At 65.9% G+C, this 26,494-nt stretch carries 23 protein-coding genes; 14 read left to right on the plus strand and 9 right to left on the minus strand.

What is annotated here, in order from left to right:
- Positions 1–69 precede the first annotated feature (69 nt).
- The 4 genes from AABA84_RS00140 to mdlC all read left to right on the plus strand — a co-directional run bounded on the left by AABA84_RS00140 (position 70) and on the right by mdlC (position 4,959).
- Positions 70–1,239: an acyl-CoA dehydrogenase family protein gene (locus AABA84_RS00140; RefSeq protein WP_018317224.1), complete on the plus strand. Its 1,170-nt coding sequence runs from the start codon at positions 70–72 to the stop codon at positions 1,237–1,239.
- A 10-nt stretch (positions 1,240–1,249) separates the two neighbouring features.
- Complete coding sequence (locus AABA84_RS00145; RefSeq protein ID WP_338310858.1) at positions 1,250–2,353, plus strand: CaiB/BaiF CoA transferase family protein; 1,104 nt, start codon at positions 1,250–1,252, stop codon at positions 2,351–2,353.
- A 15-nt stretch (positions 2,354–2,368) separates the two neighbouring features.
- Positions 2,369–3,220 (plus strand): FAS1-like dehydratase domain-containing protein, encoded by an 852-nt coding sequence (locus AABA84_RS00150; RefSeq protein ID WP_212253588.1) that lies wholly within the window; start codon positions 2,369–2,371, stop codon positions 3,218–3,220.
- A gap of 116 nt (positions 3,221–3,336) precedes the next feature.
- On the plus strand, positions 3,337–4,959 hold the full coding sequence (gene mdlC / locus AABA84_RS00155; protein ID WP_338310860.1) for a benzoylformate decarboxylase: 1,623 nt from the start codon (positions 3,337–3,339) through the stop codon (positions 4,957–4,959).
- Between the two features lie 190 nt (positions 4,960–5,149).
- Here mdlC and AABA84_RS00160 read toward each other — a convergent pair whose 3' ends face one another.
- Complete coding sequence (locus tag AABA84_RS00160) at positions 5,150–5,926, minus strand: SDR family NAD(P)-dependent oxidoreductase (protein WP_338310861.1); 777 nt, start codon at positions 5,924–5,926, stop codon at positions 5,150–5,152.
- A 75-nt stretch (positions 5,927–6,001) separates the two neighbouring features.
- Here AABA84_RS00160 and AABA84_RS00165 point away from each other — a divergent pair, with 75 nt between their 5' ends.
- Positions 6,002–6,457 (plus strand): MarR family winged helix-turn-helix transcriptional regulator, encoded by a 456-nt coding sequence (locus AABA84_RS00165; RefSeq protein WP_212253582.1) that lies wholly within the window; start codon positions 6,002–6,004, stop codon positions 6,455–6,457.
- Positions 6,458–6,645: 188 nt separating this feature from the next.
- Here AABA84_RS00165 and AABA84_RS00170 read toward each other — a convergent pair whose 3' ends face one another.
- Positions 6,646–7,440 (minus strand): SDR family oxidoreductase, encoded by a 795-nt coding sequence (locus AABA84_RS00170; protein WP_212253580.1) that lies wholly within the window; start codon positions 7,438–7,440, stop codon positions 6,646–6,648.
- A gap of 53 nt (positions 7,441–7,493) precedes the next feature.
- Positions 7,494–8,189: a PAQR family membrane homeostasis protein TrhA gene (trhA, locus tag AABA84_RS00175; protein ID WP_212253578.1), complete on the minus strand. Its 696-nt coding sequence runs from the start codon at positions 8,187–8,189 to the stop codon at positions 7,494–7,496.
- A 178-nt stretch (positions 8,190–8,367) separates the two neighbouring features.
- Here trhA and AABA84_RS00180 point away from each other — a divergent pair, with 178 nt between their 5' ends.
- Both AABA84_RS00180 and AABA84_RS00185 read left to right on the plus strand, forming a co-directional pair.
- Complete coding sequence (locus AABA84_RS00180) at positions 8,368–9,837, plus strand: YcjX family protein (protein WP_338310862.1); 1,470 nt, start codon at positions 8,368–8,370, stop codon at positions 9,835–9,837.
- Entirely contained in the window at positions 9,834–10,862 is a 1,029-nt protein-coding gene (locus tag AABA84_RS00185; RefSeq protein ID WP_338310863.1) for a YcjF family protein, read from the plus strand. The genes AABA84_RS00180 and AABA84_RS00185 overlap by 4 nt, the downstream gene beginning before the upstream one ends.
- 111 nt (positions 10,863–10,973) lie before the next feature.
- Here AABA84_RS00185 and AABA84_RS00190 read toward each other — a convergent pair whose 3' ends face one another.
- A complete protein-coding gene (locus AABA84_RS00190; protein ID WP_338311472.1) occupies positions 10,974–12,491 on the minus strand; it encodes a glycosyltransferase family 39 protein in 1,518 nt (505 codons plus the stop codon).
- Between the two features lie 452 nt (positions 12,492–12,943).
- On the opposite strand from AABA84_RS00190, the gene AABA84_RS00195 reads away from it, so the two are divergent.
- From AABA84_RS00195 to AABA84_RS00210, 4 genes are all read left to right on the plus strand, one after another.
- On the plus strand, positions 12,944–14,677 hold the full coding sequence (locus AABA84_RS00195; RefSeq protein WP_338310864.1) for an adenylate/guanylate cyclase domain-containing protein: 1,734 nt from the start codon (positions 12,944–12,946) through the stop codon (positions 14,675–14,677).
- 323 nt (positions 14,678–15,000) lie between these two features.
- The gene (gene sorA / locus AABA84_RS00200) at positions 15,001–16,200 is read left to right on the plus strand and encodes a SorA family sulfite dehydrogenase catalytic subunit (protein WP_338310865.1); all 1,200 of its coding nucleotides are present in this window, start codon (positions 15,001–15,003) and stop codon (positions 16,198–16,200) included.
- A gap of 13 nt (positions 16,201–16,213) precedes the next feature.
- Positions 16,214–16,522: a SorB family sulfite dehydrogenase c-type cytochrome subunit gene (sorB, locus tag AABA84_RS00205; RefSeq protein ID WP_212253553.1), complete on the plus strand. Its 309-nt coding sequence runs from the start codon at positions 16,214–16,216 to the stop codon at positions 16,520–16,522.
- 208 nt (positions 16,523–16,730) lie between these two features.
- On the plus strand, positions 16,731–16,931 hold the full coding sequence (locus AABA84_RS00210; protein ID WP_008134691.1) for a cold-shock protein: 201 nt from the start codon (positions 16,731–16,733) through the stop codon (positions 16,929–16,931).
- Between the two features lie 170 nt (positions 16,932–17,101).
- On the opposite strand, the gene AABA84_RS00215 is transcribed toward AABA84_RS00210, so the two are convergent.
- The gene (locus AABA84_RS00215; protein ID WP_018317238.1) at positions 17,102–17,563 is read right to left on the minus strand and encodes an Lrp/AsnC ligand binding domain-containing protein; all 462 of its coding nucleotides are present in this window, start codon (positions 17,561–17,563) and stop codon (positions 17,102–17,104) included.
- A 114-nt stretch (positions 17,564–17,677) separates the two neighbouring features.
- Between AABA84_RS00215 and putA the strand changes: the two genes are divergently transcribed.
- The 3 genes from putA (at position 17,678) to AABA84_RS00230 (ending at position 22,917) form a co-directional block, all read left to right on the plus strand.
- On the plus strand, positions 17,678–20,689 hold the full coding sequence (putA, locus tag AABA84_RS00220) for a bifunctional proline dehydrogenase/L-glutamate gamma-semialdehyde dehydrogenase PutA (RefSeq protein ID WP_338310866.1): 3,012 nt from the start codon (positions 17,678–17,680) through the stop codon (positions 20,687–20,689).
- Between the two features lie 116 nt (positions 20,690–20,805).
- The gene (locus tag AABA84_RS00225; protein WP_338310868.1) at positions 20,806–22,011 is read left to right on the plus strand and encodes a CaiB/BaiF CoA transferase family protein; all 1,206 of its coding nucleotides are present in this window, start codon (positions 20,806–20,808) and stop codon (positions 22,009–22,011) included.
- A gap of 258 nt (positions 22,012–22,269) precedes the next feature.
- Positions 22,270–22,917: a glutathione S-transferase family protein gene (locus AABA84_RS00230; protein WP_338308622.1), complete on the plus strand. Its 648-nt coding sequence runs from the start codon at positions 22,270–22,272 to the stop codon at positions 22,915–22,917.
- On the opposite strand, the gene AABA84_RS00235 is transcribed toward AABA84_RS00230, so the two are convergent.
- From AABA84_RS00235 to AABA84_RS00250, 4 genes are all read right to left on the minus strand, one after another.
- Positions 22,918–23,082: a hypothetical protein gene (locus tag AABA84_RS00235; RefSeq protein ID WP_271592401.1), complete on the minus strand. Its 165-nt coding sequence runs from the start codon at positions 23,080–23,082 to the stop codon at positions 22,918–22,920. It lies immediately after the preceding gene.
- Positions 23,083–23,107: 25 nt separating this feature from the next.
- Complete coding sequence (locus AABA84_RS00240; protein WP_338310870.1) at positions 23,108–24,625, minus strand: hypothetical protein; 1,518 nt, start codon at positions 24,623–24,625, stop codon at positions 23,108–23,110.
- Positions 24,626–24,717: 92 nt separating this feature from the next.
- On the minus strand, positions 24,718–25,719 hold the full coding sequence (locus AABA84_RS00245) for a hypothetical protein (RefSeq protein WP_338311473.1): 1,002 nt from the start codon (positions 25,717–25,719) through the stop codon (positions 24,718–24,720).
- A gap of 277 nt (positions 25,720–25,996) precedes the next feature.
- Positions 25,997–26,494: a TPM domain-containing protein gene (locus AABA84_RS00250; RefSeq protein ID WP_338310871.1), complete on the minus strand. Its 498-nt coding sequence runs from the start codon at positions 26,492–26,494 to the stop codon at positions 25,997–25,999.

Consider the following 26,494-nt stretch of genomic DNA (forward strand, 5'->3'; position numbering starts at 1 on the left):
GGCGTTGTTTTCACAACGCCTGAGGATCGGCCGGCGTTATCTTAACTGCCGCTAAGAACTGGAAACGCCATGAGTGAAGAACACCACACCGAAGATTACGCCGACATCCGCGAAGCCGTCGCAAAGCTCTGCGCGCAGTTCCCCGGCGAATATTGGCGCAAGCTCGATCGCGAGATGGCCTATCCCAAGGCGTTCGTCGACGCGCTGACAGCGGCCGGTTATCTCTCGGTGCTGATCCCCGAGGAATATGGCGGCGCGGGCCTGAAGCTGTCCGCGGCGGCTGCGATCCTGGAAGAGATCCAGCGCGCGGGCTGCAACGGCGGCGGCTGCCACGCCCAGATGTACACGATGGGCACCGTGCTGCGGCACGGCAACGCCGAGCAGAAGGCAAAATATCTGCCGAAGATCGCAAGCGGCGAGTTGCGCCTGCAGGCCTTCGGCGTCACCGAGCCGACCAGCGGCACCGATACCTCCTCGCTGAAGACCTTTGCGCGCAAGGACGGCAACGACAGCTACATCGTCAACGGCCAGAAGATCTGGACCAGCCGCGCCGAGCATTCCGACCTCATGGTGCTGCTGGCCCGCACCACGCCGAAGGAGCAGGCCAAGAAGCGTACGGATGGCCTATCGGTGTTCATCGTCGACATGCGCGAGGCCAAGAACAACGGCCTCGAGATCCGCCCGATCCGCACCATGATGAACCACGCCACCACCGAAGTGTTCTTTACCGACATGAAGGTGCCGGCGGAGAATTTGATCGGCGAGGAAGGCAAGGGCTTTCGCTACATCCTCTCCGGCATGAACGCCGAGCGTATCCTGATCGCGGCCGAATGCGTCGGCGACGCAAAGTGGTTCATCGCCAAGGCCACCAACTACGCCAAGGAACGCAGCGTTTTCGGCCGGCCGATCGGCCAGAACCAGGGCATCCAGTTCCCGATCGCCAAGGCCTACGCCTCGATGCGCGCGGCCGAATTGATGGTGAAGGAAGCCACGCGCAAATACGAGGCCGGGCTCGACTGCGGCGCGGAGGCCAATATGGCCAAGATGCTGGCGGCGGATGCGTCATGGGAAGCAGCCAATGCCTGCATCCAGACCCATGGCGGCTTCGGCTTTGCCGAGGAATACGACGTCGAGCGCAAATTCCGCGAGACGCGGCTCTACCAGGTGGCGCCGATCTCGACCAACCTCGTGCTCTCCTTCGTCGCCGAGCACGTGCTCGGCATGCCGCGCTCGTACTGAGGCCGCCATCATGGGAGCATTGGACGGGATCAGGGTGATTGCGGTCGAGCAGGCGGTGGCGGCGCCGTTCTGCTCCTCGCGTCTGGCGGATGCCGGCGCGGAGGTGATCAAGATCGAGCGGCCCGAGGGCGATTTCGCCCGCGGCTATGACGCGGCGGCCAAGGGCCAGAGCAGCTATTTCGTCTGGCTCAACCGCGGCAAGCAATCGGCGGTGGTGGATCTCGCAACGAAAGAAGGCTGCGCCGAGCTGGAGAAGCTGATCGCCAGCGCCGACGTGCTGATCCAGAACCTCAAGCCCGGCTCGATGGACAAGCTCGGTTTTTCGCGCGAGCGGCTGCTGAAGGACTATCCAAGACTGATCTCCTGCACGATCACCGGCTATGGCGACGACGGTCCTTACGCGCATCGCAAGGCCTATGATCTGTTGATCCAGGCCGAGAGCGGCCTGGCCTCGATCACCGGCAACCCTGATGGCGCCTCGCGCGTCGGCATGTCGATCGTGGACGTCGCGACCGGCGCCACCGCGCATGCGGCGATCCTGGAGGCGCTGATCGGGCGCGGGCGCACCGGCAAGGGCTGTGACATCCGCATCTCCATGTTCGACGTGATGGCGGACTGGTGCACCGTGCCGCTGCTCAACTCCGAAGCCGGCAATCCGCCCAAGCGCATGGGGCTGCGCCATCCCTCGATCGCGCCCTATGGCGTGTTCACCTCGAAGGACGGCAAGGACATTCTGATCTCGATCCAGAGCGAGCGCGAGTGGAAGACGCTCTGCGCCAAGGTGCTTGATCAACCCGACCTGCCCGCCGACCCCCGCGTCGCCAACATGGTGGAGCGCGTGCGCAACCGCGACTTCACCGACACGACGGTTGCGGACATCTTCGGCAAGATGACGCGCGACGAGCTCTTGAAGCGGCTGTCGAACGCGGACATCGCCTTTGCCGAGGTCAACACCATGGCCGACCTCACCAACCATCCGCATCTGCGCCGGATCGAGGTCGACACGCCGCAGGGACGCGTCAGCTATCCCGCGCCGGCACCGATCATCGTCGGCGAGACCCGCACCTATGGCGCAGTTCCCGCCATCGGCGAAAAGCCACAGTCCAAAAAGTAAGAAGAGCGAGGCGTCATGACCGAGAAGCTCGACATCGAACATCTCAGGCAGTGGATCGGCCGCAGCACGGAGGCCACCGACATCGTCACCGCGCAGCTCGTGATGGGCCTGCGCGCGACGCTGTTCCAGGAGGTCGGCGAGCCCAGGAAAGGCGACGCCGCACCATTCACGGTGCATTGGTGCCTGGCGCAGCCTGTGTTTCCGATGTCGATGCTCGGGCCCGACGGCCACCCCACCCGTGGCGGTTTCCTGCCGCCGGTGCCGCTGCCGCGCCGGATGTGGGCCGGCGGCGAGATCGAGTTCTTGCAACCGCTGCAGGTCGGCGATGAATCGACGCGGACTTCGCGCATCGCCGACGTCCAGGTGAAATCAGGCTCGACCGGCACGCTGTGCTTCGTCTCGGTCGAGCACAGCATCTCCAGCCCACGCGGCGTCGCCATCCGCGAGCGGCAGGACATCGTCTATCGCGAGATGACGAGCAGCGCGCCGGCGAGCACGAAGGCTCCGCCTCCGCCGCCGAAGGCGCAGCACCGCGAAACCCATGTCTCAGATCCCGTGCTGCTGTTTCGTTATTCCGCACTGACCTTCAACGGCCACCGCATCCATTACGACCGCGACTACGTCACCAAGGTCGAGGGTTATCCGGGCCTGATCTTCCACGGTCCGCTGCAGGCGGCACTGATCATCGAGATGGCCGCGAAGCTGCACGGCGGCAAGGCGCCGAAGAAGTTCACCTATCGCGGCCTGCAGCCGCTGTTCGAGGGCACCGAGTTTTCCATCAACGCCAACGAGACCGGAGCAGGCATGGAGCTGTGGACCGCGAATGCGGAAGGGCAGCCGACGATGAAGGGCACGGCGGTGTGGTAGCTTCGTCATTCCGGGGCATCGCGCCGCGATGAACCCGGAATCTCGAGGTTCCGGGTTCGGTCCTGCGGACCGCCCGGAACGACGCCGTAACAGTAAGCACGCAGGGGACGGAAACCATGGCCAAGAACGGCAAGACCGGCAGCAAGTCCGTCACCGTCAAGCAGGCGACGCTCGATCTGCTGCGTGCCTTCGGCATCACAAAAGTGTTCGGCAATCCTGGTTCAACCGAGCTGCCGTTCCTGAGCGACTGGCCCGATGACATCGACTACGTGCTGGCGCTGCAGGAAGCCTCCGCCGTCGGCATGGCCGACGGTTACGCGCAAGCGACCCGCAATGCCGGCTTCGTCAATCTGCATTCGGCCGCCGGCGTCGGCAACGCGCTCGGCAACATCTACACCGCGCATCGCAACCAGACCCCGCTGGTGATCACCGCGGGCCAGCAGGCGCGCTCGATCCTCCCCTTGCAGGCCTTCCTCTATGCCGAGCGCGCCTCGGAGTTTCCGCGGCCGTATGTGAAATACAGCGTCGAGCCGGCGCGGCCCGAGGACGTGCCGGCCGCGATCGCACGCGCCTATTACACCGCGATGCAGCCGCCATACGGGCCGACTTTCGTGTCGATCCCGATCGACGATTGGGCGCATGCGACCGCGCCGATCGAGGCGCGCAAGGTCAGCCGCGAGATCGGGCCCGAGCCTGAGCCGATGAACGCGCTGGTCGCCGCGCTCGGCTCCGCAAAGCACCCTGCCCTCGTCGTCGGCCCCGGCGTCGACCGCGCCGGCGCGGTCGATCTGATGGTGCGCGTGGCCGAGAAGGCGAAGGCCAGCGTCTGGGTCAGCCCGTTCTCGGCGCGCTGCTCGTTCCCCGAGCGGCATCCGCAATTTGCGGGCTTCCTGCATGCCTCGCCGGCGCAGCTCTCGGACGCGCTGCGCGCGCACGATCTCGTCGTCGTCATCGGCGCGCCGGTGTTCACCTTCCATGTCGAGGGCCACGCCGCGATCTTCGATGGCGGCGCGACGATCTTTCAGATCACCGATGACCCGGATGCCGCGGCGGTGACACCCGTCGGCACCAGCATCATCGCCACCATGAAGCCGGCACTGAGCCTGCTGCTTGATCTCCTCCCCGAGAGCAAACGCGCCACGCCAAAGGGCCGTACGCTGCCGCCGGCGCCGCAAGCCGCCGATCCGCTGCCCGTCGAATTCCTGCTGCATTCGCTGTCGCAGGCGATGCCGGATGGTGCGTCAGTCGTCGAGGAAGTGCCCTCGCACCGGCCGGCGATGCAGAGATTCATGCCGATGCGCGGCCAGGACAGTTTTTACACCATGGCGAGCGGCGGCCTCGGCTATTCCCTGCCCGCCGCCGTCGGCATGGCGCTCGGCAAGCCGAACAGCCGCACGGTCTGCCTGATCGGCGACGGCTCGGCGATGTACTCGATCCAGGCGCTGTGGACCGCCGCGCAGCGCAAGCTGCCGCTCACCATCGTCGTCATCAACAATTCCGGCTACGGCGCGATGCGCTCGTTCAGCCAGGTGATGCAGGTGCGCAATGTGCCGGGGCTGGAGCTGCCGGGCATCGATTTCGTCCGGCTCGCCGAAGGCATGGGATGTCACGCGGTGCGGGTGACGAAGGCCGCAGAGCTCGGCGAGGCGCTGAAGCGCGGGATGGCGTTCGAGGGGACGAGCCTGGTCGAGGTCGTGGTGGATTCGGCGGTGCCGGTGCTGTACGGGCAGAAGCATTGATTGATTGTCGTCCCTGCCTAGTGCGCAATTGCGCACGGGCGCAGGGACCCATACCGCGTGATCTATCGTTAGTGACGCGATGTTGATACCGCGGGACAGAACAACTACCTGTCCTCGCCAAATTTCGCCCTGTGGTTATGGGTCCCCGCGTTCGCGGGGACGACACTGAGTTTGTCGCGCCACCTCATCACTACGACGCCAGAAATCCCCCATCCGCCGCCAGCACATGGCCGACCACATACGACGACGCATCCGACGCCAGCCACACCACGGCTTCCGCCACCTCTTCCGGGCTTCCCATCCGCCGCAGCGGCAGGCCGGCGCTCACGGTTGCGACGTCGCCGACGCCGGCGCGCAGCATCATGTCGGTAACGACGCGGCCGGGCGCGATGGCGTTGATGCGGATGCCGCGCGGGGCGTTCTCCAGCGCCGCCGAGCGCGTCAGCGAGATCGCGGCGGCCTTCGAGGCCGAATAGAGCGAGAAGCCGGGATTGGGATTGCGCACGCCGCTGACGGAAGCGTTGACGACGATGCTGCCGCGCCCCTGCGCCAGCATCGCCGGCAATTGGTGGCGCAAGCACAGGAACAGCGCGCGGACATTGGTGTCGAACACGCTGTCGTAGATGTCAGTACCCTGCTCCTCCAGCGGCGCGCGGCGCTCCTGGAAGCCGGCATTGTTGAAGGCGACGTCGAGCCGGCCGCAGCGCTCGACCGCGGTGCCGACGAGACGCGCGACGTCGTCCTCGCGCGTGATGTCGGTCTTGAGCGCGATCGCCTCCGCACCGAGCTCGCGGCATGAAGCGGCGGTCGCCTCGATCTCGGCTTCGCGCCGGCCCGCCACGACGATCGCCTCGGCGCCCTCGGACGCCATCCGCAACGCTGTGGCGCGGCCGATGCCGCTGCCGCCGCCCGTGACGAGGCAGACCTTGCCATTCATCCGCTGACCTGCCGGCAAAGCTCCGCTCATGGCTCACTCCAAAACGCTTGCGCGCGGCGCTGCGCGCATATAGTTGTATGGTACAACTATATGCCGGGAGTCAAGATGGCCGAGCTTGCGCTGATCGACGACATTCGCGCCGCCTCGCGGTTGATGGTGCGCGAGCTCGGCTTCATGGATGCGACGGTGGCGGCCTCGGACTATCCGCCGTCGGCCGTGCACACCATCCTGGAGATCGGCATCCGCGGCCCGATGACCTCGGGCGAGCTCGGCGATTTCCTGCGACTGGAGAAGTCCAGCGTCAGCCGCCTCGTGCGCAAGCTGATCGATTGCGGCGAGCTCACGGAGACGCCGGATGAGAACGATGCACGCAGCAAGCTATTGTCGCTGACCGCGAAGGGGCGGCGCACGCTGGAGGGGCTGCACGCGTTCGGCCGACAGCAGGTGCGCGGCGCGCTTGCGGCATTGACGGCGGCGGAGCAGCGCACCGTGCGGGAGGGAATGATGCTCTATGCGCGGGCGCTGCGGCAGAGCCGGGTGGAGGACGAGGTGGCGGTGTAACGACAGGTATCGTCCCTGCGAACGCAGGGACCCATACCGCGTGATCTATCGATAAGCGCAGGTGTCAGTCCCGCGCAAAAGAACAACAAGCGGCCTTCGCCAAACTTCTCCCTGTGGTTATGGATCCCCGCGTTCGCGGGGACGACAGTGAATATTTGGCTTGAGCCGTGCGTCAAACGCACCGTCGCCTACTTCCCGAACTCTTCCCGCATCTTCGCCTGGATCTTGGCCATGCCGCCGAGCCAGCGGTCGTAGTTCTCGGTCTTCTTGCGCATGTAGCCGAGCACCTGGGGGTGCGGCAGGATCAGGAAGGTTTCCTGCTCGAGGCCGGCGAGCACGTCTTTCGCCACCTGCTCCGGCGTGAGATCGCCGTCGCCGGATTGCGGACCCTTCGGGATCGAGCGCAGCATGTTGGTGTCGACGCCCTGCGGGCAGAGGATCGAGACCTTGATGTTGTCTGCCTTGTGCGAGATCGCGAGATTCTCGGCAAAGCCCACCGCGGCATGCTTGGTTGTCGAATAAGCCGGACTGCCGACCTGGGACAGCAGGCCCGCGGCCGAGATGGTGTTGAGGAAATAGCCGCCGCCGCGCGCCTTCATGCGGGGGACGAGGTGCCGCGCCGCATAGACATGGGCCATGACGTGGATGGCCCAGCTGCGCTGCCACGGCTCGTCGGAGGCGCCGCCGGCATTGACCGACATCGGATCGAAGCCGCCGCCGATGCCGGCATTGGAGCAGAACAGGGCGATGGGACCGAACTGCCGCTCGGTCTCCTCGATCACGTGCGAAACGTCTTTCTCCTGCGCGACGTCGCATTTGAAGGCCGCGCCATCCACCATGGCGGCGACGGCCCGCGCATTCGCGGCGTCCATGTCCGCGACGACGACCTTGGCTGCGCCCGCATTGTAGAACGCCTCGCACAGCGCCTTGCCGATGCCGTTGGCGCCGCCCGTGACGACCACGACCTTGCCGGTCACCTGCATGCGACGTCTCCTCTTGTCTTATGGCGCTTCGGAGCAGACCCCCTGGGTCTTGCTCAGCTCAACACGAGGTCGAGCACCGCGGTATAATGGCATGCCGCGCCGGCCAAGACAAAGCCGTGCCAGATCGCATTCTGGAAGCGCAGCCGCCGCCAGGCGTGGAAGATCACGCCAAAGCTGTAGAGCAGGCCGCCCGCAAGGATGAACCCCAGCACCACCATGGGCAAGACCCTGACCACGGCGTCGTAGAGCATCACGCCGCTCCATCCCATCGCGAGATAGATGCCGACAGAAACCCGGTCGAACCGGCCGGGGCAGCACAGCTTGAGCACGATGCCGAGGATCGCCACGCACCAGACGCCGGCGAGCAGCACCAGCGCGAACCCGCTGTCCTTCACCTCCAGGATGAACGGCGTGTAGGTCGCCGCGATCAACAGATAGATCGCGGAATGGTCGAACCGCCGCAGCAGCCATTTGGCCGGCGACACCGGCCAGAGATTATAGGTCGCCGACAGCACCAGCATCGAGAGCAGGCCGGCGACATAGATCGAGACGCCGACGATGTCGGTCGCATCGGCATAGATCGCCGTCAGCACCACCAGCACGGTCGCGGCGATGAGGCCGGAGAGGACGCCGATCGCGTGGATGATTCCATCGGCGATCAGCTCGGCGCGGTCGTAATTCCAGCCCATCACGTCGGCTGCGGCGTGGACGGAGGTGGAGGCGAACTCTTTCAGTTGGAAGACGGTCATGACAAATCCGCAAGATGAGGCAATGTCCTCTTTTATGGGTCTTTCGGGATCGGCGCGTCGTTCAAACGGCTGATTTCCGACAAAGACGGTGGAAGTATGGAGCTTGATTTTCTTCACGCAATTGCCACTTTTGTGATCGGTCACACAGTCCCGCCGCCCCCGATCCATTAACGTTCATATGGCATTCAGTTTCCAGGATATGGTCGAAGAAGCGCGCTTGTCCGCGCAGGCGCTGATCGACTATGGCGAGCACTTCTTCAACCCGACGATGCGGTTGGGCGTTACCGGCTTGTCGCGCGCCGGCAAGACCGTGTTCATCACCGCGCTGATCCACGGCCTGACCCGCGGCGGCCGGTTTCCGGTGTTCGACGCTTACGCCTCGGGCCGGATCGCACGAGCGCATCTGGCGCCGCAGCCCGACGATGCCGTGCCGCGGTTTGCCTATGAGAGCCATCTGCGCGCGCTGATCGAGGAGCGACGCTGGCCGAACTCGACCGTCGACATCAGCGAGCTCAGGCTCGTCATCGACTATCAGCGCCCGAACGGCGCCGACCGCACGCTGACACTCGACATCGTCGACTATCCCGGCGAGTGGCTGCTCGATCTGCCGCTGCTGCAGAAGAGCTTTGAGCAATGGTCGGCGGAGAGCCTGGCTTTGTCGCGCGAGGCGCCGCGCGCGCATCTTGCGGGCGAATGGCACACCCATCTCGCAACGCTCAAGCCCGAGGCGCGCGAGGACGAGCAGGCAACGCTCACCGCAGCAAAGCTCTTCACCGATTATCTGCGCGCCTGCCGCGACGAGCGCTTCGCAATGAGCCTGTTGCCGCCCGGCCGCTTCCTGATGCCCGGCAATCTCGCAGGCTCTCCCGCGCTGACCTTTGCGCCGCTCGACGTGCCCATCGGCGGGCAGGCGCCTGAGGGATCGCTGTGGGCGATGATGGTGCGTCGCTTCGAGGCTTACAAGGACGTCGTGGTGCGGCCGTTCTTCCGCGATCATTTTGCCCGGCTCGATCGCCAGATCGTGCTGGCCGATGCGCTCGCGGCGTTCAACTCCGGACCCGAGGCGCTGCACGACCTCGAAGCCGCGCTTGCCGGCATTCTCGACTGCTTCAACATCGGCCGCAGCACCTTTCTTTCCAGCCTGTTCCGGCCGCGCATCGACCGCATCCTGTTTGCGGCGACCAAGGCGGACCATCTACACCATTCCAGCCACGACCGGCTCGAAGCCGTGCTGCGCCGCGCCGTCGCGGGCGCGGTTGCGCGCGCGGAAACTACCGGCGCGGCGATCGACGTTGTGGCGCTTGCCGCGGTGCGTGCGACAAGAGAAGCGCAAGTCGCGCAGGGCCGCGACAAATTGCCGTCGATCCTGGGAACACCGGCCGCGGGCGAAAGCGCCGGCGGCGAATTCTTCGATGGCAACACGGAGGTTGCGACCTTTCCGGGCGATTTGCCGCTGGATCCCGAGCCGCTGTTCAACGGCAATGCCGCGTTCCGCGGCCTCGCGACCGAGACCGCCGGGACAAGCGATTTCCGTTTCCTGCGCTTCCGCCCGCCCACACTCGACCGCGAAGGCACCGAGCCGCCGACGCTGCCTCACATTCGCCTCGACCGTGCCTTGCAGTTCCTGATCGGAGACAAGCTCGCATGAACGACCGATCGAAGCCACGGCGGCCGGCGACGTTCCGGCTCGACGATCCCGGCGTCGTCGTCACCGAAGCCGACGAGACCAGCCGGCTCAGCCGCGCCACCATCCAGATCACGCCTGAGCCCGATCCCCTGGCGCTTCCGGTGCCAATTCAAGCGGCGCTGCCGCCGCGCCGCGGTTTTCCCTGGGGCGCGCTGTTCTGGTCCGGCCTCGCCGGACTGACGCTGCTCGGCACCGGGCTCGGCGTCGTCCATCTGATCGAGGACCTGTTCGCGCGCAGCGAAAGCCTCGGCTACGTCGGTCTCGCCTTCGCGCTCGTCACCGCCCTTGCGCTCGCGGTGGTGATCGGCCGCGAGGCACTCGGCCTGGCGCGGCTGGCGACGATCGAGCAGCTGCATACGCGCGCAGCGGCCGTGCTCGCCAGCGACGACCGCAAGGAGAGCCGCGTCATCGTGCAGGATCTGCTCAAGATCGCGCACCAGAACCCGCAGCTCGCCCGCGCCCGCGCGACGCTGGAGAGCCACACCGGCGAGATCATCGACGGCGCCGACATGATCCGGCTCGCCGAACGCGAGTTGATGTCTCCGCTGGATGCGGAGGCGCGGCGTCTGGTGTCGTCAGCCGCGCAAAAGGTCTCGATCGTGACCGCGGTGAGCCCGCGCGCGGCGATCGACGTGCTGTTCGTGTTCGTCGCCGCGCTGCGCCTGATCCGCCAGCTCGCTTATCTCTACGGCGGCCGCCCCGGCGCGCTCGGCATGATCCGACTGCTCCGCCACGTCATTGCCCATCTCGCCATCACCGGCGGCATGGCCGCGAGCGACAGCCTGGTGCAGCAGATGCTCGGGCATGGGATTGCGGCGAAGCTGTCGCAGCGGCTCGGCGAAGGCGTGCTGAACGGATTGCTGACGGCGCGGCTGGGCCTCGCCGCGATCGACGTCACGCGCCCGCTGCCCTTCGCGGCCCTGCCGCCGCCGAAGCTGTCGGATCTGGCGACGGATCTGCTGCGGAAGAAGGATGGGGAGGAGTAGCTTCGCCTCTCCCCGCGTGCGGGGAGAGGCCGGAGCGCATCGCCAGATGCGATCCGGGTGAGGGGGACTCTCCGCGAGTTCAACTGTCACCTCCCCCGCGGAGAGTCCCCCTCACCCCAACCCTCTCCCGGCAAGCGGGGAGAGGGAGAGGAAAGCCAACACCTTCCACCAAAACAGCGGCGAATCCTTCGGCGGCGACAGCTCGGGGGTCCAGCCGGTGAGCTTTTCGATCACATAGGTGTCCGCGAGAACACCCCGCCAGCGGCGTTCGACTTCGCCGAGCGGCTCGCGCTTGGCTGGGATGTTCTCCCATAGCGAGGAACGGTTGTCCGGCTCGCGGCCGACATAGATGCCGGCGTGGCCCTTAATCCGGTCCAGGCCGGGATCGCGGAAATCCTGGAAGCGGCCGCGCTCGTTGAGCTCGATGACGGGCACGCGCCCCCTGAACAGCCAGCGCATCATGGCATAGGTGCGGTAGTCCGTGGTCGCGATCCAGGTCGCGCCGGTCTCATCCAGCGCGGCCTGCGCACGCGCGGCGACCTGCTCATAGCCGGCCTCGGCGCCGATCGGATCGATCTTGCCGAGGAGATTCCAGGGCGCTGCGACGTAATAGAGGAACACGATGACGACGAAGGCGATGCCCGAGCCGACGGCTGTCTTGGCCCAGAACACCGACGATCTCAGCATGCGGGCCGACCAATCCTCCTTCATCATGGCCGCGAGGTTGACGGCGGCCGCGGCGAAACCGACCGGCCACATGAACATCGGCCAGGTGTCGCCGACCCTGAGCGTGGTCGACTTGAAGAGGAAATAGGCGAACGGCACCAGCACCGCCGTCGACAAGAGAATTCCAACCGGCTCACGCGTGCGGTAGCCGCGCCATGCCGTCAGCACCAGCCCGGTCAGCACCACCGGCAGCATGACGAAGCCGACCAGACCGAATTGCAGGCCGATGAAGTCGCCGATGGTCCGCAGCGAGATGCCGTAATTGGCGGTGGCGCGCACGCCCTGAAAACGGAACGAGGCCCAATCGTGCTGCGCATTCCAGATCAGCACCGGCGAGAACACGAGGGTCGCAATCAGCACGGCGAGATAAGGATAGGGGCTGCGCAACCAGCGCCAACGCCACTCCGGCACCAGCAGAAAGGCGGCAACCGCGGGGGCGAACATGATCGCGGTGAACTTCGACAGCATCGACAGCCCGGCGAACAGACCGGCCGCAAGCCACCAGCGTCCGTCGCCGCTTTGCGCCAGCCGCACCAGCGACCACATCATCGCCACCGCGAACGGGATCATGGCGACATCGGGCGCGACCTTGGCCATCAGCAGGCCGTAATAGAGCGCGGCTTCCGGCATCAGCACCGCGAACAATATGGCACGCACATCATGGGTGAGGCGGCGGACGATGTCGGCGAGCAGACACTGCGTCACCAGCATCGCGACGATGCCGCCGAAACGGACCCCGAGCGTGGTATCGCCGAAGATCGCGGTTCCGAAACGGATCAGCCAGGCGATGGCCGGGGGATGATCGAGGAAGCTCAGCGCTGCCTCCTTCGACCAGGTCCAGTAATAGGCCTCGTCGGTGCGCAGCTCGATCGCGGAGGCGTAGACGATCCGGAGCAGCGTCATCGCGGCGATGACGAGCACGGCAACACGGATGAGACGGCGTTCGGCGCCGTCTGGCTTCACAGAGATGTCGGGAGCGATCGTCACGGCCGCGCTTTTCCCCAACTTGGGAGGGGGAGTCAATGTGGGTTGCCCCAACAGAGGTGTCGTCCCGGGCAAGCGAAGCGCAGACCCGGGACCCATAGCCACAGGGGGGTTGGGCGACCTGGTCACTCCAAGTCTTCGCCAAACATCTTCCTGTGGCTATGGGTCCCGGATCGGCGCGTGCCTGAGGGCGCGCTTGTCCGGGACGACGGCGGAGTTGACCGTGACATCGTGGGCACGACGCGAAGGGCGCGCCTTTGCCCAACCTACGATTTCGCAGCCTTGTCGGGCTTGTGATCCCCGAACCTGTCCACATCGGGAATTAACCGCTACGCTGGCCGTTCTCCTTGATGAACTGATACAACCGAATCATGGCCAGCGCTCCTGCACACATGTCCGACCTCGTCCGCGCCACCAGCGTGCGGCAGGTGCGGCTCGTCTGCGGCGTGATCCTGTTCTGTTATGTGATCAGCCATTTCCTCAACCATGCGCTCGGCAATATCTCGGTCGAGGCGATGGAGGCCGGGGTCTACTACCACACCGTCTTCTGGCAGTTCCTCCCTGTCGCGATCCTGTTCTACACCGCGGCGCTCACGCATATGGGGCTCGGCATCTATGCGCTGTATCAGCGCCGGCAGTTCCGCTGGCGGACGGTCGAGCCGCTTCAGCTCGTGCTGGGCTTGAGCATCCCCGCGCTGATCATGGCGCACGTGATCGGGGTGCGGCTTGGCCAGACGCTGTACGGACACGAGAAGCTCTATCCCCAGGAGCTCTATCTGTTCTTCGTCGCAGCGCCGGGACGGCTCTGGCAGATGACGATCCTGCTTCTCATTGCCTGGGTGCACGGCTGCATCGGGATTTATTTCTGGCTCCGCCTCAAGCCGTTCTTCACGCGCGCCGCACCCTACCTGCTCGCCGCCGCGGTGCTGGTCCCGACATTGTCGCTGCTCGGCATCTACCAGGGCGGCCGCAGCGTCGCGCTCGAGGCCGATGACGGGGAATGGCGCACGCACAATCTCACGCGACGCCAGGTCGGCACGACGGCCGAGGCCGCGACGCTCGATCGCATCACCGGCGCCTTCACCATCACCTATTTTGGGCTGCTGGGCCTGGCGCTGGCGGCACGCGGCGTGCGGGCCTGGCGCGAGCGGCGCGGCGGCATGATCGCGCTGTCCTACGGCAACGGCAGGACGGTGCGGGTTCCCAAGGGCCTCTCCGTGCTGGAAGCGAGCCTGCGCCACAATCTGCCGCATGCCAGCGTCTGCGGCGGCCGCGCCCGCTGCTCGACCTGCCGCATCCGCGTCATCGGCGATCATGGCGTCCTGCCCGAGCCGTCGCAGCGCGAGGCCTTCGTGCTGACCCGCGTCGGCACCAACGACCCCTCGATCAGGCTGGCCTGCCAGCTGCGGCCGACGTCGGACCTCTCCTTCTTCCAGCTCTTCACCCCGCAAACGTCGTCGGCCAACGCGCAGGCCTCGGCGCCGGCGCGGATCGGCCAGGAGCGCTATCTCGTCAGCCTGTTCGTGGACATGCGCGGCTCGACCCAGCTCGCCGAGAAGCGGCTGCCGTTCGACACCGTCTTCATCGTCAACCGCTTCCTCGGCGCGGTGTCGCAGGCCGTGATCGAGAATGGCGGCCAGCCGAACCAGTTCGTCGGCGACGGCATGCTGGCGCTGTTCGGGCTCACGGCCGATCCGCAAACCGCCTGCCGGCAGGCGCTGAAGGCGGCCTCCGGCATCGCCACCCATATCGACGAGCTGAACCAGCTGCTCAGCCACGATCTGCGCCAGCCGATCCGCTTCGGCATCGGCATTCACGGCGGCGAGGTCATCATCGGCGACATCGGCTATCGCGATCACATCGTCTTCACGGCGCTGGGCGATGCCGTCAACGTCGCCGCCCGCCTGCAGGACATGACCAAGACGCTGGCCTGCGAGGCGATCGTCTCGGACGAAATCCGCCGCACCGCGGGCCTCGCCGACGATACGCTGCCGCAACAGGAGGTCGCGATCCGCGGCCGCGACGAGCCGATGGCGGTGCGCGTGGTGGCGGATGCGCGGGGGCTGACGGCGCTGGTGGATCGCGGCGAGCGCGTCGCGGCGTAACGCAGCCGCACGAGAGGTGCGCCCCCTCTCCCGCTTGCGGGAGAGGGTTGGGGAGAGGGTCTGTCCACAACGGGACAATCCCCCAGAGGAGAAAGCCCTCACCCGCGCCTTCGGCGCGACCTCTCCCGCAAGCGGGAGAGGCGCACCACCACCCGCGCTGCTACAGCTCGACTCTCACTACATCCGTAACACCGGCCTGCTGCAACGCAGCGGCATGGGCCTGCTGCGAAAGCACGAATTGACTTCGTTCAAATCGTTGCGACAGATGAGCGCGGCTCGCGGTGATGACCGCAGGCCAACGAAAAGCTCCGGGAGGGGACTAGATGTTCGATCGCCGCGACCTGCTCAAAGGAGCGGGGCTTGCCGCCATGGCGGCCACATTGAATGCCACCAAGGCGTTGGCACTCGATACCGTCACGCTCCCGTTTGCCAATGGCGAACGGCCGCTGGTGAAATATCCGCAGAAGCGGCCGATGATCGGCCTGACCAGCCGGCCGCCACAGCTCGAGACACCGTTCACGATCTTCAACGACGGCCCGATCACGCCGAACAATGCGTTCTTCGTGCGCTATCACCTCTCCGACCTGCCCTACAATCTCGACCCCGACAAGTTCACGTTGGAGGTCAAGGGCAAGGTCGACAAGCCGCTGAAACTTTCGCTGAAAGACATCAGGAAGATGAAGGCGACGGAGATCGTCGCCGTCGCGCAATGCTCTGGCAACAGCCGCGGCTTCTTCGAGCCGCGCGTCGCCGGCGGCCAGCTCGCCAACGGCGCCATGGGCAATGCGCGCTGGCGCGGCGTGCCGCTGAAGGCCGTGCTGGAGATGGCCGGCGTGCAGGCCGGCGCCAGGCAAGTCACCTTCAACGGCATGGACGGACCGGTCAGCGACAAGACGCCTGACTTCGTCAAGGCACTCGATCTCGCTCACGCCAGTGACGGCGAGGTGATGCTGGCCTATGGCATGAACGGCGAGGATTTGCCGTTCCTCAACGGCTTTCCGCTTCGCCTGATCGTGCCCGGCTATTACGGCACCTACTGGGTCAAGCACCTCAACGAGATCACCGTCATCGACAACGTCTATGACGGCTTCTGGATGAAGTCAGCCTATCGCATTCCCGATACGCCTGATAACGCGATCGAGCCCGGCACCGCACCGAAGGCGACGATCCCGATCAACCGCTTCACCATTCGCTCCTTCATCACCAGCGTGCCGGACGGTGCCAAGCTGAAGGCTGGCCGCACCACCCTGCGCGGCATCGCCTTCGACGGCGGCAAGGGCATCAAGGACGTCGCGGTCTCCACCGACGGCGGCAAGACCTGGGCGAGCGCCAAGCTCGGCAAGGATCTCGGCAAATATTCGTTCCGCGAATGGAAGCTGCCGGTGAAGCTTGCGGCGGGAAGCGTTGAGCTCAAGGTGCGCGCCACCGGCAATGGCGGCGAGACGCAGCCGGACACGCCGCGCTGGAACCCGGCGGGATACTTGCGCAATGTCGTCGAAACCGTCCGCGTCACCGTGGCCTGAAAGGAGAATGACCATGCAGCGCACCGTTCTCCTCGCCGTCACGCTCGCCCTCGCCACCGGCCTCGCGGCCGTGACCGCGGCGCCCGTCAACTACCAGCTTCCGGACGAGGTCGCCGCCTTCAAGGCAGGCCCCAATCTCGAAATCGTCAAGGGCAATTGCAGCGCCTGCCACTCGGCCGACTACGTCAAGACGCAGCCGCCGATGAAGGACAAGAAAGGCTTCTGGCAGGCCGAGGTGACCAAGATGATCAAGGTCTATGGCGCACCGATCGACGATGCCGACGTCGGCAAGATCGTCGATTATCTGGCCGCGACGTATTGACGGACAGCGCGAAGCACGCCGGCCATTTGACCGCGAAACGGGCAAAACCGGCAAAAACGCCGCGAAGTTGAGCGGAATTCGGCGAAAGGCCGATGTGGTTTGAGCTACCAAGCCGGCCACATTCCGCGTATCCTGTTAGGACCGAACCGGCCGGTTGGCGGGGATTGGCGGTTCGAGATCTCGGAGGAAGACCCGCGGAGAAGTCGTGATGGCTAAAGGTACGGTCAAGTGGTTCAACCCGACGAAGGGTTATGGATTTATCCAGCCTGCGTCGGGCGGCAAGGATGTGTTCGTGCATATCTCGGCAGTGCAGAAAGCCGGTCTGTCGTCCCTTAACGAAGGACAGACGGTGGAATACGAAGAGATCGCAAACCGGGGCAAGACCTCCGCAGAGAACCTCAAAGTATAAGCCCGCCAGCTTTTGCTGCCTCCCGGATCGATCCGGGAGCCGGGCCAAGAAAATTTTAGAAGACGGCCAGTGCATTCGACGACAGGCGTTGCGACTGCACACGGAGAGCTATTTTCCCGCGAGGACCGCCCGTTCAACGCCTCAGCAATGACAATCGCGACGGCACTTCGTCAGCCCACCGGTAACGGTGCGTCGCGCTTGATCTCCTCCATCACCGCATAGGTCCGCGTCTCGCGCACGCCCGGCATCGACAGCAGGGTCTCGCCGAGAAAGCGTCGATACGCCGCCATGTCCGCGAGCCGCGCCTTCACAAGATAGTCGAAGCCGCCGGCAACCATGTGACACTCCAGAACTTCCGGCGCGAGCTTCACCGCGCGCGCAAACCGCTCGAAATTGTCCGGCGTGGTCTTGTCGAGCAGCACCTCGACGAACACGAGGAGCCCGAGACCGAGCCGGTGCGGGTTGAGCCGCGCGCCATAGCCTTCGACGAAGCCCTCCCGCTGCAAGCGCTTCAGCCGCTCGCCGATCGAGGTCGGCGACAACCCGATGCGCTCGGCGAGCTCGACATTGGCGATGCGCCCATCCTCCTGCAAAATCGAGAGGATCTTCCGGTCGATTCGATCGAGTTCCATGTTTTATCAGGTCAAGTGGCTCATGATCTTCATTTTCTAAGGCAAACCGGCTAGATTGTCTATCGAACTACGGTCACGCGGGCCTTATCCTGGATTTTAGCCACAGGACACGCCATGCCGAACATCCCGCCGCCCTTCACCGCCCCCTACGCGCCCGATGATGCCGCGATCGCCGCGCGCCTGTTGCCGGCATCGCATCTGTCCCCGCCGCAGGAGGCCCGGATCGACCGCACCGCGACGCGGCTGATCGAGGCGATCCGCAAGCGCGACGACCGGCTCGCAGGTAGTCTTGGCGGGGTCGAGGACATGCTGCGGGAGTTCGCGCTCTCGACCAAGGAAGGCCTGGCGCTGATGGTGCTGGCCGAGGCGCTGCTGCGCGTGCCGGACGCGCGCACCGCCGACCAGTTCATCGAGGACAAGCTCGGCGAGGGCGACTTCATCCACCACGAGACCAAGTCCACGGCGTTCCTGGTCAACGCCTCGGCCTGGGCGCTCGGCCTGTCGGCGCGGGTGATCCAGCCCGGAGAGACGCCCGACGGCACCATCGGCCGTCTGGTGAAGCGGCTGGGGGCACCTGCGGTGCGCACCGCGACGCGCCAGGCGATGCGGCTGATGGGCAGTCATTTCGTGCTGGGCGAGACCATCGAGCAGGCGCTGGAACGGGGCCGGCCGCGCTCCGGCCAGAAGCCGCGCTATTCCTTCGACATGCTCGGCGAAGGCGCGCGCACGGCGGCGGACGCCAAGCGCTATTTCGACGCTTATGCCAGCGCGATCGAGACCATCGGCAAGGCGGCGGGCAGCAATTCCCTCCCCGACCAGCCCGGCATTTCCGTAAAACTCTCGGCACTGCATCCGCGCTTCGAGGCGATCAGCCGCGACCGCGTGATGGCCGAGCTGGTGCCGCAACTGCTGGATCTCGCGCAGCGCGCCAAGGCACATGACCTCAACTTCACCGTCGACGCCGAGGAAGCCGACCGGCTGGAGCTGTCGCTCGAAATGATCGCGGCAACGCTCGCCGATCCCTCGCTGAGAGGTTGGGACGGATTTGGCCTCGCCATCCAAGCCTACCAGAAACGCGCTAGCGCGGTAATCGATTACGTCGACGCACTCGCCCGCGCGCATGACCGCAAGCTGATGGTGCGACTGGTCAAGGGCGCCTATTGGGACACCGAGATCAAGCGCGCGCAGGAGCGCGGGCTCGACGGCTATCCCGTGTTCACGCGCAAGGCGATGACGGATTTGAACTACGTCGCCTGTGCGGCGAAGCTGCTGGCGTTGCGGCCGCGCATCTTCCCGCAATTCGCCACCCACAACGCGCTGACGGTTGCGACCGTGCTGGAGCTTGCCGGGAAGAGCGGTGGATTCGAATTCCAGCGCCTGCACGGCATGGGCGAAGCGCTCTACGAGCAGCTCGCCAAGGATCATCCTGATATCGCTTACCGCACCTATGCGCCGGTCGGCAGCCACCGCGATTTGCTGGCGTATCTTGTGCGTCGCTTGCTGGAGAACGGCGCCAACTCGTCGTTCGTGGCGCAGGCCGCCGATTACCGCGTTCCGGTGCCGGCCCTGCTGCAGCGTCCGGCGGATGCTATTCTCCGGCCGCAAGCGGCGGCGCATCCGAAAATTCCGTTGCCCGGTGATCTCTACGCGCCGGAGCGGCGCAACTCGCGCGGCGTCGAATTCGGCGCACGCACCGCGCTCGACCGGTTGCTCGCCGACGTCAAGGCCGAGGCGACCGAGCTCGAGCCGATCGCGGATGCCACGCCGGATCAAGCCAATGCGGCGGTGACTGCCGCGCGCGTGGGCTTTGCGGCCTGGAGCCGGACACCTGCGGCCACGCGCGCGGCGGCGCTGGAGCAGGCCGCGCATCTTCTGGAGAACCGCGGCGCGCGTTTCATCGCGATGCTGCAAGTTGAGGGCGGCAAGACGCTCGACGACGCACTGTCGGAGCTGCGCGAGGCCGCCGACTTCTGCCGCTATTATGCCGCAGAGGGCCGCAAGCTGTTCGGCGCTGATGCGGCAATGCCAGGCCCGACCGGCGAAAGCAACGCGCTCGCGATGCGCGGCCGCGGCGTCTTCGTTGCGATCTCGCCGTGGAATTTTCCGCTGGCGATTTTCCTCGGCCAGATCACGGCGGCGCTGATGGCGGGCAACAGTGTGGTCGCAAAACCGGCCGAGCAGACCCCGCGCATCGCGCGCGAGGCCGTCGCCCTGCTGCACGAAGCCGGCATCCCGAAAGATGCGCTGCATCTCGTCACTGGCGACGGCAAGATCGGCGCGTTGCTGACGGCACATCCCGACATCGCCGGCGTCGTCTTCACCGGCTCGACCGAGGTCGCCCGCAGCATCAACCGGACGCTCGCCGCCAAGGACGGACCGATCGTGCCGCTGATCGCGGAGACCGGCGGCATCAACGCCATGATTGCGGATGCCACCGCGCTGCCCGAGCAGGTCGCAGACGACGTCGTGACGTCCGCGTTCCGGTCCGCCGGCCAGCGCTGCTCGGCGCTGCGGCTGCTGTTCGTGCAGGAGGACGTCGCCGACCGCATGATCGAGATGATCGCGGGCGCGGCGCGCGAGTTGAAGATCGGCGATCCCCGTGACGTCGCGACCCATGTCGGTCCGGTGATCGACATGGAGGCCAAGCAACGCCTCGATGCGCATATCGCACGGATGAAGACCGAGGCGAAACTGCACTTTGCCGGCGCGGCGCCGCAAGGCTGCTTCGTCGCGCCGCACATCTTCGAGCTCAAAGACGCCGGCCAGCTCACCGAGGAGGTGTTCGGCCCGATCCTGCACGTCGTGCGCTACCGTGCCGAGAACCTCGAACGCGTGCTGCAGGCGATCGAGCGCACCGGCTACGGCCTCACGCTCGGCGTCCATTCCCGCATCGACGACACCATCGAAGCCATCATCGACCGCGTGCAGGTCGGCAACATCTACGTCAATCGCAACATGATCGGCGCCGTGGTCGGCGTGCAGCCGTTCGGCGGCAACGGCCTGTCCGGAACCGGCCCCAAGGCCGGCGGCCCGCACTACCTCGCGCGCTTCGCGACGGAGCAGACCGTGACGATCAACACCGCGGCCGCCGGCGGCAACGCTGCCCTGCTTGCGGGGGAGGAGTGAGGCCCTGCGCCTGATGCCGTTGCATCCCGGCAAAACATCGGTCTAATGCTCTCACGATCTGGCCCGCGCCAATTCCAGCGCACGGGAAACGACAAGAGCGAGGGAGCAACGCCGCGATGGAAAAAGGCATCTTTTCAGGCCTGAAGGTTCTGGACTGCGCGAGCTTCATCGCAGCGCCCGCGGCCGCGACCGTGCTGTCGGATTTCGGCGCCGACGTCATCAAGATCGAGCCGCCCGGCGCCGGCGATCCCTACCGCAATCTGCCGAACCTGCCAGGCTATCCGACCGGCGAGCACAATTTCGCCTGGCTGCTGGAAGCCCGCAACAAGAAGAGCATCGCGCTCGATCTTGCCAAGCCGGAGGCGCAGGCCGTGCTCTACAAGCTCGTGGCAGAGGCCGACGTCTTCATCACCAACATGCCGCCGCCGGTGCGCGCCAAGCTCGGCATCACCCATAATCACCTCGCCCATCTCAACGACCGGCTGATCTACGCCTCCTTCACCGGCTATGGCGAGAAAGGCGAGGAGGCCAACAAGCCCGGCTTCGACAGCAACGCCTATTGGGCGCGCTCGGGCCTGATGGACCTCGTCCGCGCCGACACCGACACCACCCCGGCCCGCTCGGTCGCCGGCATGGGCGACCACCCCTGCGCCATGGCGTTCTACGGCGCCATCGTCACCGCGCTCTATCAGCGCGAGAAGACCGGCAAGGGCTCGCACGTCGCCTCCAACCTGATGGCGAACGGGGTGTGGGCCGCGAGCGTGCTGGCCCAGGCGAAACTCTGCGGCGCCAAGTTCGGCGAGCGGCGTCCGCGCGAGCGCGCGCTGAATGCGGTCGCCAACCACTATCAATGCAAGGACGGCCGCTGGCTGATCCTGTCGCTGCTGAGCGAGGAGAAGCAGTTTCCGACGCTGGCGAAGTGCCTCGGGCGCGAAGACCTCATCACCGATCCGCGCTTTGCCACCAAACCCGACCGTCACGCCCGCTCGGTGGAGCTGATCAAGATCTTCGACGAAACCTTTGCGACCAGGGATCTTGCCGAATGGCGCAAGATTCTCGACGGCAACGGCCTCGTGTTCGGCGTCGTCGCCATTCTCGACGACATCCCCAACGACCAGCAGATGCTCGACAACGAGGTGCTGGTGCCGTTCGAGAACGACACCATGCTCACCATCTCCAGCCCGATCTGGATCGACGGCACCAAGAAGGTGCAGCCGCGCAAGCCGCCCGCTGTGGGTGAGCACAGTGACGAGATTTTGCGCGAGGCGGGATACGACGAGAAGGCGATCAAGCAGCTGCGGGGTTCGGGGGCGGTGGGGTAGCGCCGGCGCGTGCGCCACACACGCCGCTGTCGTCCCGGCGAACGCCGGGACCCATAACCACAGGGAGTGGTTTGGCGGAGACACGTCGTTCGGGACGTCTACCAGACTACGACCGATAGATTCCGCGGTGTGGGGCCCGGCGTTCGCCGGGACGACACTGAACAAGATGCATTGCTGGATTGCTTCGCTGCGCTCGCAATGACGACGCGGGACCATCTCGCTATAACAATCGGCAGAACACGAACGCCGCGAGGTCCCATGCCCCTCTACCGCCTGCACTACTTCCCCGAATCCGGCAACAGCTACAAGCTGGCGCTGATGCTGACGCTTTGCGGCGAGAGGTTCGAGCCGGTCTGGACCGATTTCGGCGGCGGCGTCACGCGCACGGCGGAGTGGCGCAAGGCCGTCAACGAGATGGGCGAAATCCCGGTGCTCGAAGTCGACGGCGTGAAGATGACGCAGACGGCGCCCCTCTTGCTCAGGCTCGCCGAGCAGTACGGCCGCTTCGGCGCCGAGACCGAGGAAGAGAAGTTCGAGCTGCTGCGCTGGCTGTTCTGGGACAACCACAAGCTCACCGGCTACATGGCGACCTATCGCTTCATGCGCGCCTTCACCGAGAAGAACGACCCGCAGGTGCTGAAGCACTTTCGCCGCCGGCTGGAGGACTTCCTCGGCATTCTCGACGGGCATCTCCAGCACAACGCCTTCGCGATCGGTGCGAAGCCGACGGTCGCCGATATCTCGATGATGGCCTATCTGCACTATCCCAGCGACGAGCACGGCTTCGATTTCGCGGCGAGCCATCCCGCCATCCATGCCTGGCTCGGCCGCATGGCCGCCCTGCCCGGCTGGAAGCCGGCGTACGAGCTGCTGCCGGGCAAGCGGATGACGAACTACGCGACGTGATTACCGCAGCGACAGCCAGCCGAGCGTGAACAGGATGCCACCGACGATGACGGCCATCGCGATCGCCCAGATGCTGACGCGGGTGCTGCCGGTGACCTGCTTGACTTCCTCATTGCGCGCAATCTCGCGATTGCGCTCCTTGTTGGCGTCGCCAGTATTCGTCATGAATCATCCAAATCGCTTTGCGGGCTCAACGCGTCTTGATGAAGCACATGCCGATGCGGCGCGAGGCCGCGGCAGCCTGACAGGTGAGACCGTTAGCACAGCTCCATGACGTAAAACTCTCATCTGGCGTTCCCGATCCCGCGTCTTGCAGGGAACAATGCGCTCCCCAGCCGTCCTGATACTCGCTCCCGGCGAGCTCCCGGCTGCCGCGGGTCTGCGGCCGGCTGGCAAATCCGCGTGAGAAATCAGGACGCGTGCCCGCTGCGAACGCGGTCAGGATGTCGCGGCGGCGGGGCTGGTCGCCGAGAAAGTGCGGCGAAGCCGGCACGATGGTGGAATTCGACGGCCTGTCCGCCAGCCAATCGACGCCCGGAAAGTGAAAGCCGCCGATGCCGCGGGTCTGGTGGCAGCCGGCGCAGGTGACGTCGTTGAGACGGCGCTGGAAGCCCGCGACCGAGCGGATGTTCTGCATGTCGCCGCGCGCGGCCGCCTGCTTCAACGCAGCGACCACGTCGTTGTCGGTGAAGATCGGCTGGCCCCCGCCCTCCCCTTCAGCAGGCATCATGCCGAATTCCGGCTGCAGCGCCGAAGCATCGAGGCCGGCCGGCGTCGGCACCACCGCGCTTCTGGCCAGGAATTTCTCGGGGATCAGCACGGTGCCGCGATCGAATTCGCGCAAGTTCTCGGGTGCGAGCAGCCAGGCCTTGAAGTCGCGCCGAAGCACCTCGTCCGCCATGATCCGGTCGCGGTCGATCTGGTTCTCCAGCGTCGATTCCTCGAAGGCCTTCGTGGCGGAATTGTACTTGAACACCTTGAGCAGATAGTCGGAGCGGAAATCATGCAGCGCCGACTTCGCCGCGACCGAGAGCTGGATGTTGGTCTCGATGCGATCGAGCATGGCGTCGTCTCGACTGCCGATCAGCTCCTGCCAGTTGCCGTTGTCGAGCCAGCGCCGCGCAAGCTCGGCGCAATTGATCGGCTTGCCATTCGCGTCCGTCTGGCGCGCATCGCGCGCCTTCATCACCAGATTGAGCGTCATCGGCAGCCGCGTCGCGGTTGTGCCGTCGAAACGCGCCAGCCGATAGATCAGCCGGATCTCGCCGCAGGAGTCCTCCGAGGCGTAGGCGCGGTCCATGCGGTTGACGATGCCGGCGAGCACGAAACGCGTGTCGCGGGAATTCAGCACGGCCCGATCGAACAGCTGCACGTCAAAGCCCTCACCGACGCCGATGCTCTCGCTCGGATAGGCCGCCTTCTGCCTGATGATGTAGCGGTCAAACTCCGCATCGATCGCCGGCGGAATGTCCTTGAGCTGGGGCAGCGACGCGAACAGCCGGTCGGTCGTCAGCGGACCACCCGCCTTGCGCTCCGGCGACAACAGGCGCTGGAGCGTGAGAGCGTCGCCCTCGTCGAGCTTGCGCAGCAGATCTGGATCGGTGATGGCCGTGCCGCGCGTCAGCGGCGCGGTCTGCGCTGACGATAGCGCGGCGGCGTCGCCGAACAACACGGCGGCAACAAGGAGAATTCGCAACGCGCGGCTCATGCCTGAGGTAACACCGCGGCGGTCCGCCTATTCAAGCAAAAAGGCGCTTCACATCGTGGTGAAGCGCCTTTCGAAAGTCCTATCCGAGCCGCTCAGCGTCCGGTGATCAGGCCCTTGCTGGTGACGACCACCCAGCGGCCATCCTGGCGGCGGATCGCATCGACGCGGCCGAGGCCGGGGATGGGATCGCCGGGATAGACCTCGTAGAGCCCATCGCGGCCCTCGATCAGCGCACCGCCATTGGCGGCGTTGCGCAGCCGCCAGCCTTCGACCGTCGGCAGGCGGCCGACATCGGTCTTGGGGGCGGCCGGCACTGGAGCCTGTGCGGCGGCGGCGGTCGCAACCTGGGTCGGCGCGATCGAGCCGGTGGTCTCCTTGGGCACCGCTGCTGCGGCCTGCGCGGGGGCGGCGGGCGGCGCGGCGCGGAGCTTGTCGACGGTCTCGGACAGTTTTGCGATTTTGGCCATCGGCTCGGCCTGCGCCTTCTCGAGCTTGTCGAGGCGGTCATTGGCCCGGTTGAGCTGGTTGACGCCGGTTTTCGAGCTGTGCTCGACATTGGCCTTCAGTGCGACGAGGTCGGCGTCGATCCGGGCGACCGAAGCATCGATCGCGCTGGTGTCGGCGACCTGCACCGGCGCCTGGGCCGGGGCAGCGAAATGCATCATGCCGGCGGTTGCGAGCGCGCCGCTGATGGCGCCGACGCCGGCGGCGATCGCCACCACCGCGGCCATCGCCGACAGGCGGCGCTTGCTGCCGGTCTCGCGCGGCTCCTCCGCCTTCACATGCGGAGCAAAATCCTCGCGGTCCCAAGAGCCGTTCCGCGACCGCTCCGACGGCGCCATGACGATCAGCTTGCCGGGCTTCGGCTCAGGCTTGGTTTCGGCTTTGGCTTCGAGCTTCGGCACCTCGATCCTTGACGCCTCGATCTTCGGCGGCTCGATCTTCACCGGATCGGGCTTGACCGGATCAGGTTTGGGCGGCGCCTCATGGTCCGGCGCAATCGAGGGAGCCTCGATCCCAGCGGCCTCGACTGCCTGCGGCGCGGTCGCAGCAGCTTCGACGACGCCGGTGTCCTGGGCAGCCTGCTCGGGCATTGGTTCGCTCACGGCTCAAATACTCCAGTCTGGGTTGACCTTTTGGTAACTTTCATTGCTTGCGAAATCCTTACCTGCGGACCCGCTTACCGAAATTTTAGGAAGTTATCCGGGGCCGAATTTGGCCGGGAAAGTGGAACCGGTGTGGCGGGCGTGAAACAAATTGTAATCGGGTGAAGATGAACGGCCGCGGAATAGGCGCTGGGCAGCCCTTGTCACTTCCGTCACCCCCGCGCAGCGGCGGAGCCGTTGCGCGAGAGAACGGCGCGCGCTCCGTTCACATCACGACCGGCGCATCCGGCAGCTCGTTGCTCTGCGGGCCGTGCGGCGGGAAGTGCCGCGCCAGCTCGCGCGACACCGCTTCGATGCCCGCGATCACGCCGCGCTCGAACCGGCTGGAAGCGAACTCGGTCTCCATTGCGCGGCAGATGCTTTCCCATCCCTCGACACCGACCTTGGCGTGGATGCCGCGGTCGGCGACGATCTCGACATCGCGGTCGGCGAGCAGCAGATAGATCAGGACGCCGTTGTTATGCGCGGTGTCCCAGATGCGCAGGTGAGCGAACACGTCGAGCGCGCGCGCGCGGGCCGGCTGGTTGCGGAACAGCGGCGCGCCGTCGAGCGCGCCTTCGACCACGAAACGGACCTGGCCGGAATGGGTGGCCTCGCCCTGCTTGATCGCCTGCTCGATGCGGGCGAGCACGGCCGGCGGAAAGATCTGCTTTGCCCGCCAATGATGCTGCACGAGATGTCTGGCGATACGCTTGATGCTCAT

This window comes from Bradyrhizobium sp. TM239, from assembly GCF_036247985.1.
Taxonomy (GTDB): domain Bacteria; phylum Pseudomonadota; class Alphaproteobacteria; order Rhizobiales; family Xanthobacteraceae; genus Bradyrhizobium; species Bradyrhizobium ottawaense.

Bases quoted from the DNA above. Each gene is read 5' to 3' on its own strand.
- AABA84_RS00190 (WP_338311472.1), bottom strand. From the start codon at position 12,491: ATGACGCTGCTCCGGATCGTCTACGCCTCCGCGATCGAGCTGCGCACC.
- AABA84_RS00140 (WP_018317224.1), top strand. From the start codon at position 70: ATGAGTGAAGAACACCACACCGAAGATTACGCCGACATCCGCGAAGCC.
- AABA84_RS00230 (WP_338308622.1), top strand. From the start codon at position 22,270: ATGCCCCTCTACCGCCTGCACTACTTCCCCGAATCCGGCAACAGCTAC.
- sorA (WP_338310865.1), top strand. From the start codon at position 15,001: ATGTTCGATCGCCGCGACCTGCTCAAAGGAGCGGGGCTTGCCGCCATG.
- putA (WP_338310866.1), top strand. From the start codon at position 17,678: ATGCCGAACATCCCGCCGCCCTTCACCGCCCCCTACGCGCCCGATGAT.
- AABA84_RS00245 (WP_338311473.1), bottom strand. From the start codon at position 25,719: ATGCCCGAGCAGGCTGCCCAGGACACCGGCGTCGTCGAAGCTGCTGCG.
- AABA84_RS00240 (WP_338310870.1), bottom strand. From the start codon at position 24,625: ATGAGCCGCGCGTTGCGAATTCTCCTTGTTGCCGCCGTGTTGTTCGGC.
- AABA84_RS00250 (WP_338310871.1), bottom strand. From the start codon at position 26,494: ATGAGCATCAAGCGTATCGCCAGACATCTCGTGCAGCATCATTGGCGG.
- sorB (WP_212253553.1), top strand. From the start codon at position 16,214: ATGCAGCGCACCGTTCTCCTCGCCGTCACGCTCGCCCTCGCCACCGGC.
- mdlC (WP_338310860.1), top strand. From the start codon at position 3,337: ATGGCCAAGAACGGCAAGACCGGCAGCAAGTCCGTCACCGTCAAGCAG.
- AABA84_RS00150 (WP_212253588.1), top strand. From the start codon at position 2,369: ATGACCGAGAAGCTCGACATCGAACATCTCAGGCAGTGGATCGGCCGC.
- AABA84_RS00145 (WP_338310858.1), top strand. From the start codon at position 1,250: ATGGGAGCATTGGACGGGATCAGGGTGATTGCGGTCGAGCAGGCGGTG.
- AABA84_RS00165 (WP_212253582.1), top strand. From the start codon at position 6,002: ATGGCCGAGCTTGCGCTGATCGACGACATTCGCGCCGCCTCGCGGTTG.
- trhA (WP_212253578.1), bottom strand. From the start codon at position 8,189: ATGACCGTCTTCCAACTGAAAGAGTTCGCCTCCACCTCCGTCCACGCC.
- AABA84_RS00195 (WP_338310864.1), top strand. From the start codon at position 12,944: ATGGCCAGCGCTCCTGCACACATGTCCGACCTCGTCCGCGCCACCAGC.
- AABA84_RS00160 (WP_338310861.1), bottom strand. From the start codon at position 5,926: ATGAGCGGAGCTTTGCCGGCAGGTCAGCGGATGAATGGCAAGGTCTGC.
- AABA84_RS00235 (WP_271592401.1), bottom strand. From the start codon at position 23,082: ATGACGAATACTGGCGACGCCAACAAGGAGCGCAATCGCGAGATTGCG.
- AABA84_RS00180 (WP_338310862.1), top strand. From the start codon at position 8,368: ATGGCATTCAGTTTCCAGGATATGGTCGAAGAAGCGCGCTTGTCCGCG.
- AABA84_RS00185 (WP_338310863.1), top strand. From the start codon at position 9,834: ATGAACGACCGATCGAAGCCACGGCGGCCGGCGACGTTCCGGCTCGAC.
- AABA84_RS00210 (WP_008134691.1), top strand. From the start codon at position 16,731: ATGGCTAAAGGTACGGTCAAGTGGTTCAACCCGACGAAGGGTTATGGA.
- AABA84_RS00170 (WP_212253580.1), bottom strand. From the start codon at position 7,440: ATGCAGGTGACCGGCAAGGTCGTGGTCGTCACGGGCGGCGCCAACGGC.
- AABA84_RS00225 (WP_338310868.1), top strand. From the start codon at position 20,806: ATGGAAAAAGGCATCTTTTCAGGCCTGAAGGTTCTGGACTGCGCGAGC.
- AABA84_RS00215 (WP_018317238.1), bottom strand. From the start codon at position 17,563: ATGGAACTCGATCGAATCGACCGGAAGATCCTCTCGATTTTGCAGGAG.